Below are 10537 nucleotides of genomic sequence, written 5' to 3'. Positions count from 1 at the left end.
CAACCAACAACCACCTACAGTGAATGACCAGTTTTTCTAAAGATAAAATTGATAACTTTGGTGTAGCTATCAGGATCGCCCTGTTTAGTGATAATGATTGGCATACTACTATCAGGTAGCCAAAAAGTAACTTTGTCATTGGGGGAATAGCAAAAACTACTAATCCGGTTGAGGTCGATAACATACTCACTGCGATCGTAAAAAATTTTTACCCAAGCTCCCATAAGCGAGTGAGAGGATATTTGGTTAACATACTGGAGAACTTGCTGATAGTCATCCGCATTAGCTTGTCGATTTATAATAATTGGAATTGAGCTATCTGGCAACCAAAAAGTAACTCTGCCGTTCGGTGCGACGACAAAGACACTAATGCGGTCAAGATCGACTACATACTCATTTCGCTCGTATTTAACTTTAACCCAGTACGCCACAAAACCTCCTCACATCAGGTGAGTTGACGCGCAAGAGAGCGCTTTTGCTTCTTTTGACTGTATCATTTTGCTTGAAATGGGTTTAAAGAATTTCTCGCTCATTGTCAAGTTAATTTACCGCGTTCCGAAATCCCAGGGGGTATAAGTTAGAGGTTACATCGGCGATCGCTACCGAAGAGGAAACTACTACTCAGTTTTAATCCCTAGGGGATGATGATTACTCCAAGATCTCAGTATAAACTTTCCCCCCTGGAAATACTCGATCTTGCTCTTAACTTTACTGACAATCAAGGTTACAGCTATTCGAGTCTTCTCTCTCAGTCACTAAGAAATGTCGGCTGTTTCTCGTTGCTGGTTAGTTTTTTCCTCGGAAACATTAATGCTACTTGGGTTTGTTTGGGAACTCCCTTGATTAGCTGAAGCTTTGGCTAAAGTTGCTTTGACGAAGCCTAAAAATAACGGATGAGGATTACTTGGACGTGAATGAAATTCAGGATGGAACTGGGTAGCAATGAAAAATGGATGTTCTTTCAGTTCGATGATTTCTACTAAACGTCCGTCGGGAGATGTCCCACTAATTAAATAACCTGTTTCGATAAACAAGCTACGGTAGGCGTTGTTAAATTCATATCGATGACGGTGACGTTCGTAAATTACTTCTTGTTGATAGAGTGAGTGAGCGAGGGTGTTTTCTGCTAGACGACAAGGATATAAGCCTAAACGCATTGTCCCACCTAAATCGACTACATCCTGCTGTTCTGGTAAAAGGTTAATGACGGGATTGGGGGTTTCGGGGTCAAATTCGGCACTATTGGCTTTTTCTAAACAAGCTACATTAGTCGCCCATTCGATTACCGAACATTGCATTCCCAAACATAAGCCGAGGAAAGGCATTTTTTGGCTACGGGCATATTCTACGGCAATTACTTTACCTTCTACCCCACGCACGCCAAAACCTCCAGGAACGACAATACCGCTAACGCCTTGAAGATGTTTGGCTGCACCGTCGCGTTCGATATCTTCTGCACTAACCCAGCGAATGTTAACATTACTACCGACAGCGATCGCGGCGTGACGTAAGGCTTCGACTACGGAAAGATAAGCATCGGTTAATCTCACGTATTTACCGACGATCGCTACTTCTACTTCACTGCTAGGACGATACAATCTTTCGACTAAGGTAGCCCATTTTTCTAATTCTGGTTGTCTTTGTTCGAGTTGCAATAATTCTAGGGTTTGTTGGGCTAGTCCTTCTTTCTCTAAAATTAGCGGTACTTCATAGATACTATTAGCATCTTGGGCGGTTATCACTGATTCTGTAGGTACGTCACAAAACTCGGACAGTTTTTCCTTGATTCCCGGTTGTAAAGGGCGATCGCTTCGACATACTAACACATCTGGTTGTATCCCAATTGAACGCAATTCTTTCACGGAATGTTGAGTTGGCTTAGTTTTCATCTCCCCGGCTGAGGGAATCCAAGGAATTAGGGTCACGTGGATGTACAATACGTTTGCCCTACCTACGTCTTTCCGGAATTGTCTGATTGCTTCTAAAAATGGCTGTGACTCAATATCGCCAACGGTTCCACCAATTTCAGTAATGACGACATCAGGATTCGTATTTCTCGCAACTCGATGAATCCGTTCTTTGATTTCATTGGTAATATGGGGAATTACCTGTACTGTACCGCCTTGGTAATCGCCACGACGTTCTTTATTTAACACTGCTTGATAAATTGAACCTTGAGTCACGCTATTCAAGCGAGACATCGAGGTATCGGTGAAACGTTCGTAATGTCCCAAGTCTAAGTCAGTTTCCGCACCATCTTCTGTGACAAATACCTCTCCATGTTGAAAAGGACTCATCGTTCCTGGATCGACGTTAATATAAGGATCTAGTTTCAAAATCGACACTGAATAATCTCGCGACTTCAGCAGTCTTCCCAAACTAGCCGCGACAATACCTTTACCGATACTCGAAACTACGCCACCTGTTACAAAGACAAATTTACTCATAAAAAATAATTGTTTAGTTATTCACCCTGTTCATTGTGCCACAAGCTGTTATCAGTTATCAGTTATCAGTTAGCAAGTACCCACAGCTACCACGTAACTGTATTTCTCCGTGAACAGTAAAAAGTTAGCAGTTTACTCTACAATTCTCCTCAGTCTTCCAATTCCTGGTTATTTCTCATCTTCTAATTATCTCTTATCCCAATTGGTAACTGGTAACTGGTAACTGTTAACTGCTCACTGTCAACGCGCTGCGACGAGATAGCGAAAGATATATTCTACAATTTCTAAGTGATTTTGTGCGGCTGTGGGTGAATTGCCCCAAACCGTAACACCGTGGTTGCGGATGAGAAGCGCGGGTATCTCTGGAGGTGCATTTTGCAAGCGAGTTTCGATTTCTGCGGCAATTTTTGGGACTGATAAATGATTCTCGAATAAAGAGATACTAACTTGAGGATTTTCTACCCAAATTCCCAATCCTTTTAACATTTCTAACGGTGGCAAATCTAAACTCTCTGCTTGGGTAAAATTAGAAACTAGATTTGCTTCAATTGAGTGAACGTGATAGCAAGCTTTTGCATCAGGAAATAAGGAGTAAATTGCTTGATGGATGCTGGTTTCAGCAGAAGGACGATTTTCTGGATGAGCTGATTCTATCATCTCGCCATGAGCAGCAATTCGCACGAAATCTTGTTCGCTTAATTGTCCTTTATTTTTTCCAGATGCGGTAATCCAAAAACTATTATCGGGCATTTTTGCGGAAAGATTGCCTGCCGTTCCTACCATCCAACCTAGTTGATAGAATTGACTGGCGGCATTAATTATGGTATTGCGTGGATCTGTATTTATTGCCATTTTTGTGCGAGAGTGTCGCGGATATCGAAAAAGTTATTCCAGGGTAGGTAAGGTTTACCTTCAGATTCGAGATATTCTATCAGGCGATCGCGCGCAAAGACTAGATCTGCTTTTAATGCCATGTTAAAATCGGTAATCGAATCGCCGATCGCGATTTTCTCTTTTGCCGGGTATTTCTCCATTACGCGCACTTTTGCAACTAATTCTGTGTCTGCTTCAAATTCTGAAGCTACTTGCAAGTATTCTCCGTTGTTATCCACATCTACCGCAGCTATACCTGCAACTCGACTAATTAATGGTTTTCTCGCTTCATTTTCCCTACTTAAAACGCGAATTACCATATCGCGTAAACCACCAGAAACCACATAAAAAGGAATGTTTTTACTGTCAAGAAAATCGACTAATTCAGTTAAACCAGGACGAATTGGTTTATCGTTAGCATAGTCAATTACTGCTTGATATTGTCTTGCTGGAATCGATTCTAACATTTGTCGCACGCCTACTCTTAATGTTAGCTTTCTTTCATACAATTGGGGCATGATTTTTGCTGACATTTCCGGTGCAAATTCTTTTAACATTCCCGCAAATGTTTCCACGGCTGTAATTGTCCCGTCAAAGTCGCAGTAAACTGCTTTTTTAGGTAAATTTTGTTCGACTGGTAACTGCAATTTTCAACCTCAATTTATCAATGAAACTCTAATTTTACAAGATTCACTAAATAATTAAACTACAATTTTGAGCGAGAATACAAAAATTACTTTTTATTTCTTACCCCATTTAGCAATAGCTTGTTTTAAAGCTCCTTCAGGTAAACTTTCTAACTCAAAAGATTGCTTATTCTTAACTCTTTCCCAAGCTGCAAAAAAGGCTTTAACACCACTAGCGGGGCTGTCGGGATGATCCATAATTCCGGTTCCTGCATTGAGGATAACATCCGTGCCGTAATCAGTTAAAGCTTGGGGGACAATCCCAGGATGTATTCCCGCACTGGGGACAGGAAAAACGTTGCGCGATCGCAATTCGTCTCTAATTTTTGCTTCTTCCCCGGGATCGAATGGTAAACTACCATAGTGGGCGGGATACAACACTGCATCAGCCCCAGCATACGCCATTAATGTCCCTAAAACCACAGAATAACTTAATCCTGTATCTCCAGCCGCACACATCGCCCCAGCAAAGGCAGGATGTGCGAAAATAGGTACATTAATTTCTGGATCTGTAGCTAATGCTTCTAATACAGAAAAGCCATAAGTTAGGACATTTAGTAATAGTGCATTTGCGCCTTCTTTAACTAATAAACGCGCTTTTTCAATTAACCGATCTGCTTTTCCAGTAACATTAACCGCATAGAGAACAGTTCGCCCAGTTTTGTCTTTTACTTCCTCGATAACTCGCCGACAAGCTGCTAAACGTTGGCGTGTTGGTGCTACTTCTAAATCACCTAAAATTTCATCATCTTTAATAATATCTAAACCCGCACGAGCAACTTGAGCAAAAATCTCGCCATGATCTTCAGCCGAAAGCCCCAAAGCTGGCTTAAAAATTGCCATTACCAAAGGGCGAGATTCCACTGACAATTGCTCTCTAACGCCGCTAATACCGAATTTGGGACGCGTACCGTAATTTTGAGGCAAACGAACTGAAATGACTTTTCCTGCCCCTGCCATTGAATATTTGCCGAATATAGCTGTTAATAAACTAGGGATATCGTTCTCGACGTTGATCTCTGGAAAGCGAATTGTAGCGATACTATAACCTTGATTGTCAGTTTCCAGCTTAACAACCTCCGCTAAATGCGATCGCAAAGATTTTTCTCGATGAGCAAAACGCGCATCCCACGTTCCCGCAGTTTGCCCGATCGCGATTATTTTAGCTTGTTTAGCTGCATCTATTCCCGGTGGAAAACGGTAATCAATTTCAATAGTCATGGTTATCGGTTATAGCCCTACTTGTTAGTTATTGGAGAGAATTGGTTGGGGAGAGGCGGAACCTCGAAACGAGAACGAGAAAGTTTTGTATTCTGGGGGAAAGCGTGCAGATAAGTGAGTATTAAACGATGACACAAGTACAAGTTAAGGGTTTTGGTTCTTGGAAATCTCCGATCGCCTCCGATCTCATTGTCTCACAAACGGTCGGATTAGGGGGAGTTGCTGTGGATGGTGAGGATATTTACTGGTTGGAGTCGCGTCCGTCGGAAAAGGGGCGTAAGGTGTTGGTACGACAGGGGGCTGATGGTAAAGTAGCAGATGTGACTCCTGCACCTTTTAATGTGCGGACTCGCGTTCATGAGTATGGTGGTGGCGCATTTTTGGTGGCGGAGGGAACAATTTATTTTACTAATTTTGCCGACCAACGCATCTATAAACAAAATCTTAATCAAGAACCCCAAGCGTTAACTCCGGAGGGAAAGAGGCGTTATGCGAATGCAATTTTGGATAAGCCGAGAAATCGCTTGATTTGTGTTGGTGAGGAACATCAAGAGGGAGCAAAGGAGCCGGAAAATACTATTGTCGCTGTAGATTTGACTTCTGGGAAAGTGACAAATTTACTGAGAGGAAGCGATTTTTATTCATCACCTCGCTTGAGTCCGGATGGTACGCGCTTGGCTTGGTTAGAATGGAATCATCCAAATATGCCTTGGGATAGCACTCGGTTGTATGTGGCGAAAATTGAGGCTGATGGTTCGCTAGCTGAAGCGGAGTGTGTTGCTGGGGGAGATGAAGAGTCAATTTGTCAGCCTGAGTGGTCGCCGGATGGGATATTGTATTTTGTAAGCGATCGCTCTAATTGGTGGAATCTTTATCGTTGGCAAGGTGATGTTGAGTGTTTGTGTCCGCTAGAGGCTGAGTTTGGTTATCCTCATTGGGTGTTTGGGGTGACGACTTATGTTTTTGAGTCGGCTGAGAGCATAATTTGCACTTATACTCGTGAGGGTAGTTGGTTTTTGGCTCGTTTTGACGTTACGAACAAACAGTTACAACCAATTGAAACTCGCTATACGAGTATTAGTTCCCTAGAAGTGATTTCTCCAGGTAAGATTGTCTTTATTGGCGGTTCGCCAACCCAACCGACGGTATTGGTGCAGATGGAAATTGAGAAGGGAATTTTTCACGTTCTCAAAGAGTCGAGTAAGTTAGCAATTGACCCTGGATATTTATCTGTTCCCGAAGCGATCGCCTTTCCTACAGATAATGATAATCTAGCTTATGCTTGGTTTTATCCACCCAAAAATAAGGATTATACTGCACCCACTGGCGAGTTACCACCGTTATTAGTGAAAAGTCACAGTGGTCCAACCGCCGCAGCTTCAGTAACTTTTAGTTTGAAGATTCAATATTGGACGAGTCGCGGTTTTGCTTATCTGGATGTCAATTATGGCGGTAGTACGGGTTACGGACGCAAGTATCGTCAGCGATTAGAAAAAATGTGGGGAATTGTTGATGTTAATGATTGTGCGAATGCAGCCAAATATTTAGCCGAACAAGGTAGAGTGGATGAGAAAAGGTTAGCGATTACGGGCGGAAGTGCGGGTGGTTATACGACTCTGGCAGCATTGACTTTTCGGGATGTTTTTCAAGCTGGGGCTTCTTACTATGGTGTGAGTGATTTAGAAACTTTCGCTACAGATACCCATAAATTTGAGTCGAGGTATTTAGACCGTTTGATTGGGAGATATCCCGAAGAGAAGGAAGTGTATATTGCGCGATCGCCAATTAATTTTACCGAAAAATTGTCTTGTCCGGTAATCTTTTTTCAAGGGTTACAAGATCGAGTCGTTACTCCCAACCAAGCGGAAAAAATGGTAACAGCTTTACAAAATAAAGGTTTACCTGTGGCTTATCTTGCTTTTGCTGACGAACAACATGGTTTCCGTAGCGCCGAAAATATTAAACGGGCTTTGGATGGGGAATTTTACTTTTATTCCCGCATTTTTGGTTTTCAACCTGCTGATGAAATTGAACCAGTAGAAATTATGAATTTATAGTCAAAATAATTGCTTAATTTTGCCTAATTAGGTGATTTCTAAGGTTGAATATCCTTCCAACGTCTAGCATCAATATGATGCTGTTTTAGTAATCTGTTGAAATCTTCGCTATCAGTTGTTGCGATAATTACGTCTATTCCTATCCTTTTAATCACCACAGCTTGAGCGGCTATAATTAAATCTGCATCGTAGGCTACCCGAGAATTATTTCGTGCAAAAGCCCAGAGTTTAGCCGCTTCTTCCATTACATCACCTTTTTTAGGCGTAACTGGATATTGGATAACTCTCTTCATGTTAATAAGTTCATTTAACTCTTCTATAGCTTTTTCAGCGTTTTGCTTCTCGACAGCATTTTGGATCTTGAATACGTCGAAAATGCTCGCGCTTTGTCTCATAGGTTGTAATTTCAGATATAGCGATAATATATTTTTTAGTTATTAACTTTTCTAGCCATTCACTACAGGCGATTGATTCTGAAATCGATTTTTTATTTTTGTTCTTCTTTTTTTTAGCAAGTGGATTTACGAGTATCCCAACTCCCCCTGCATCTAAGATAACTAACTTTTGATCGAAAGCTCAAGTTTTTCGATTAGGATAATAATCTCTTGTGAAATGAACTCTTTATACTGAGTTTTAAATTTTTTCCAAAGCTTTTTGAGTTTTTTAAAGTATTCAAACTCTTGACGATAATCGTTGGTCTTCTTAAGTTCAACATATATTTTTCAATTTGTTGAAAATCCTTGAGATACTCTTTTGGAAGAGCAGCATCCTGAGAAGAAAAACTCTTCTCTAAAGATTCTCGGATTTTTTTAAATTCTGTATCTAAACTCTTAATTTGTTCAATATTGGTATTTTTAATTATTTGTTCTATTGTTAAAGTCATAATTAATCTAGCTAGGCTTAATCCCTAGACGCTAAAGATATATATAATTAAATTCTACCATAAAGAGTAGAGCAAATGTGAGTGCGAGCAAGCGCAACAAATTCTCAAAAGCTGCTCTAGCTAGGATTACAGGTATCTAGTAAAAACTGAAGCACAACCTCGAAAAGATAACTGGTAAATTCCAAGTAGCAAAATAAAAATATACAGCTTATTTTTTTCAGTTAATTTAAGTTAGATTAGCAATTACTTGACGAGAATTTTTTTGCAATAAAAGATTGGTATCGAGAACTGTCCCGCTTAATTTTGCACCTGCTAAATCAACTTCATCTATATCAATTCCCGCTAAATTAGAGTCACTTAAATCAGCCTGGCGTAAATCGGCTTTAGTAAGTTTTGCATAAGCTAAATTACATAAATTTAAATTAGCTTTTTGTAAATTTGCTTGACAAATAATCGCTTGTATTAACGTTGCACCAGACAGGTTAGCATAACTTAAATTAGCGCTACTGAGGTTAGCACTACGCAAATTTGCATCGCAAAAAATAGCAGATTCTAAACAAGAATAACTTAAATCAACACTACTCAGGTCAGCATTACTGAGATTAGCACGAGTTAGATCGCTAGCAGATAAATTTGCCCGACACAAATCTGCACGAAATAAATTAACATTTTGCAGATTGGCGTTATTCAATTTAGCAAAAAAAAGGTTTGCACCGCGCAAATCAGCATTACTAAGATTAGCATTACTAAGATTAGCACCGCGCAGATTAACCCCGAATAAGCTAGCATTAGTTAGATTAACACCAGATAAATCAGCGCCAGACAGGATAGCATCATTTAAGTTAATATTGTTTAAGTCGGCTCCAATTAAATTTGCACCAGTCAGGTTGGTGCGACAAAAATCTCTTTTTCCGGTAGCATAAAGCGCTAAAAATTCTTGATAGTGCATAAAGATATTGTGGATTTTGGTACAGTTATTTTTACCAAGATTCCACCCTGACGCTCGCACACCCAAGCTTAGGGATCGATCGTCGAGACAAAATCCTCAATCGATTTGCGGTTTTGTCACTCAGCCGATAACTTACTTTCTCTATCTTAAAACAAATTTTACTCGCGTAAACCCAAAAAACCAGATTTTTGCTGAGAGTGAGTTATACAGGTGTAATACTCAACAATCTCTCTCCGATAAAAGGATAAAAGGCTTTTATGTTTAATTCATCTTCAGATATCTTTTTTGCGGCTGTAGGCGACGTTCATGGTGAAATGTATGCTATGCTAAGGTTGCTGCAGGCTTGGGAAAGTCGCACTCAACAGCAGTTAGCTTTTGTACTGCAAGTGGGAGATTTTGAACCCCACCGAAATGAGGCTGATTTAGCAACGATGGCTGCACCTTCTCGCTATCGCAAATTAGGTGATTTTCCTGATTTTTATTCTGGCAAAACTGTGTTTCCTTGGCAAGTATATTTTATTGGAGGCAATCACGAACCTTATGGTTTTTTGGATTTAACTCCTGAAGGTGGTAAAATTGCGGATAATTGTTATTATTTGGGTCGAGTTGGTTCGGTGGAACTAGCAGGATTAAAAATTGTTGGTGTTTCTGGTATTTACCAGGAAGATTTATTTACTCAGTGTAGACCATCAATTGCAAAAATTAGTTCCCGATCGCGCAAAAAATTAATTAGCTTTACCGAAGCGGAAATCTCTCAAGCAATGGAGATGCAGTCAGCAGACATTCTCTTGCTACACGAGTGGGCGCAAGGTATAATCGCCCCAGAAGACGAAGAAACGATCGCGCGATCGCTACCTCCTTCTCGTTCTGATGGTATCGGTAATGAGTATGCCAAAATACTGATTGATTTGCTACAACCACAGTTAGTTTTATGCGGACATATGCACCTCAGTTACCGCAATCAAATTCAAGTTGCACCAGGAAAATTCACCGAAATTTGCTGTTTAAATAAAGTTGCTTGGTCAAATCAAGATGCGATCGCTATTTTTCGTTTAACTGCTGATGGGCAAATCTGGGAAGAAAAGATTTAGAGAGACAATTTGAATTTACTTAAATTAGAAAATCATCGAAAAAACTAATGTTATATTTCTTTTAACTCGCAAAAGTATTGCTTAACAAAAACTGAATCAATATCTACTTTATCGGTTGTTGAAATAGCCCTATAGCCTTGAGGATGTTTAATATTCGTTAGAAATTCGCCACTAATTTCTATTGTTTGAAAGAAATTTCCGTCAATAAAAATTTTTGCTTTAGTATTTTTTACTATTCGGTTACTACTTTGTATTGAACCGACAAAGACTGTATAACCTAATTGAAGATGAAATGTTTCTACAATTGCCATATTAAAATATTGTCTCATT

General features: G+C 40.1%; 11 protein-coding genes. 2 read left to right on the top strand and 9 right to left on the bottom strand.

Annotation, left to right across the window (positions count from 1 at the left end; all coding sequences use genetic code 11):
• Positions 1-14: 14 nt before the first annotated feature.
• The 5 genes from G3T18_RS17760 to G3T18_RS17740 all read right to left on the bottom strand — a co-directional run bounded on the left by G3T18_RS17760 (position 15) and on the right by G3T18_RS17740 (position 5227).
• Positions 15-431 carry a hypothetical protein gene (locus G3T18_RS17760; RefSeq protein ID WP_224411918.1) on the bottom strand — a complete coding sequence of 139 codons (417 nt, stop codon included), beginning with the start codon at positions 429-431 and terminating at the stop codon, positions 15-17.
• Positions 432-755: 324 nt separating this feature from the next.
• Positions 756-2447, bottom strand: coding sequence for a CTP synthase (locus tag G3T18_RS17755; RefSeq protein WP_224411917.1), 1692 nt, complete (start codon positions 2445-2447; stop codon positions 756-758).
• A 240-nt stretch (positions 2448-2687) separates the two neighbouring features.
• Positions 2688-3293 (bottom strand): methylthioribulose 1-phosphate dehydratase, encoded by a 606-nt coding sequence (gene mtnB / locus G3T18_RS17750; RefSeq protein ID WP_224411919.1) that lies wholly within the window; start codon positions 3291-3293, stop codon positions 2688-2690.
• Positions 3290-3967: an HAD-IB family phosphatase gene (locus G3T18_RS17745; protein WP_224411916.1), complete on the bottom strand. Its 678-nt coding sequence runs from the start codon at positions 3965-3967 to the stop codon at positions 3290-3292. Before G3T18_RS17745 ends, mtnB begins: the two co-directional genes overlap by 4 nt.
• A 93-nt stretch (positions 3968-4060) precedes the next feature.
• Entirely contained in the window at positions 4061-5227 is a 1167-nt protein-coding gene (locus tag G3T18_RS17740; RefSeq protein WP_224411915.1) for a RuBisCO large subunit C-terminal-like domain-containing protein, read from the bottom strand.
• A gap of 128 nt (positions 5228-5355) precedes the next feature.
• Here G3T18_RS17740 and G3T18_RS17735 point away from each other — a divergent pair, with 128 nt between their 5' ends.
• Positions 5356-7284: a dipeptidyl-peptidase 5 gene (locus tag G3T18_RS17735; RefSeq protein WP_224411914.1), complete on the top strand. Its 1929-nt coding sequence runs from the start codon at positions 5356-5358 to the stop codon at positions 7282-7284.
• A 38-nt stretch (positions 7285-7322) separates the two neighbouring features.
• Here G3T18_RS17735 and G3T18_RS17730 read toward each other — a convergent pair whose 3' ends face one another.
• From G3T18_RS17730 to G3T18_RS17720, 3 genes are all read right to left on the bottom strand, one after another.
• A complete protein-coding gene (locus tag G3T18_RS17730) occupies positions 7323-7577 on the bottom strand; it encodes a hypothetical protein (RefSeq protein WP_224411913.1) in 255 nt (84 codons plus the stop codon).
• A 296-nt stretch (positions 7578-7873) separates the two neighbouring features.
• A complete protein-coding gene (locus tag G3T18_RS17725) occupies positions 7874-8167 on the bottom strand; it encodes a hypothetical protein (RefSeq protein WP_224411912.1) in 294 nt (97 codons plus the stop codon).
• A gap of 226 nt (positions 8168-8393) precedes the next feature.
• The gene (locus tag G3T18_RS17720; protein ID WP_224411911.1) at positions 8394-9116 is read right to left on the bottom strand and encodes a pentapeptide repeat-containing protein; all 723 of its coding nucleotides are present in this window, start codon (positions 9114-9116) and stop codon (positions 8394-8396) included.
• A gap of 257 nt (positions 9117-9373) precedes the next feature.
• Here G3T18_RS17720 and G3T18_RS17715 point away from each other — a divergent pair, with 257 nt between their 5' ends.
• A complete protein-coding gene (locus tag G3T18_RS17715; protein ID WP_224411910.1) occupies positions 9374-10207 on the top strand; it encodes a metallophosphoesterase in 834 nt (277 codons plus the stop codon).
• Between the two features lie 50 nt (positions 10208-10257).
• Here G3T18_RS17715 and G3T18_RS17710 read toward each other — a convergent pair whose 3' ends face one another.
• The gene (locus G3T18_RS17710) at positions 10258-10518 is read right to left on the bottom strand and encodes a hypothetical protein (protein ID WP_224411909.1); all 261 of its coding nucleotides are present in this window, start codon (positions 10516-10518) and stop codon (positions 10258-10260) included.
• Between the last annotated feature and the right edge of the window lie 19 nt (positions 10519-10537).

The sequence above is a fragment of the Oscillatoria salina IIICB1 genome (assembly GCF_020144665.1).
GTDB lineage: Bacteria > Cyanobacteriota > Cyanobacteriia > Cyanobacteriales > SIO1D9 > IIICB1.
Note: the sequence above shows the minus strand (reverse complement) of the source record. Positions and strands in the feature narration are given on the sequence as shown.

Coding starts and splice junctions, on each gene's coding strand:
- G3T18_RS17710 (WP_224411909.1), bottom strand. CDS start 10,518: ATGGCAATTGTAGAAACATTTCATCTTCAATTAGGTTATACAGTCTTT.
- G3T18_RS17715 (WP_224411910.1), top strand. CDS start 9,374: ATGTTTAATTCATCTTCAGATATCTTTTTTGCGGCTGTAGGCGACGTT.
- G3T18_RS17735 (WP_224411914.1), top strand. CDS start 5,356: ATGACACAAGTACAAGTTAAGGGTTTTGGTTCTTGGAAATCTCCGATC.
- G3T18_RS17720 (WP_224411911.1), bottom strand. CDS start 9,116: ATGCACTATCAAGAATTTTTAGCGCTTTATGCTACCGGAAAAAGAGAT.
- G3T18_RS17730 (WP_224411913.1), bottom strand. CDS start 7,577: ATGAAGAGAGTTATCCAATATCCAGTTACGCCTAAAAAAGGTGATGTA.
- G3T18_RS17755 (WP_224411917.1), bottom strand. CDS start 2,447: ATGAGTAAATTTGTCTTTGTAACAGGTGGCGTAGTTTCGAGTATCGGT.
- G3T18_RS17725 (WP_224411912.1), bottom strand. CDS start 8,167: ATGACTTTAACAATAGAACAAATAATTAAAAATACCAATATTGAACAA.
- G3T18_RS17740 (WP_224411915.1), bottom strand. CDS start 5,227: ATGACTATTGAAATTGATTACCGTTTTCCACCGGGAATAGATGCAGCT.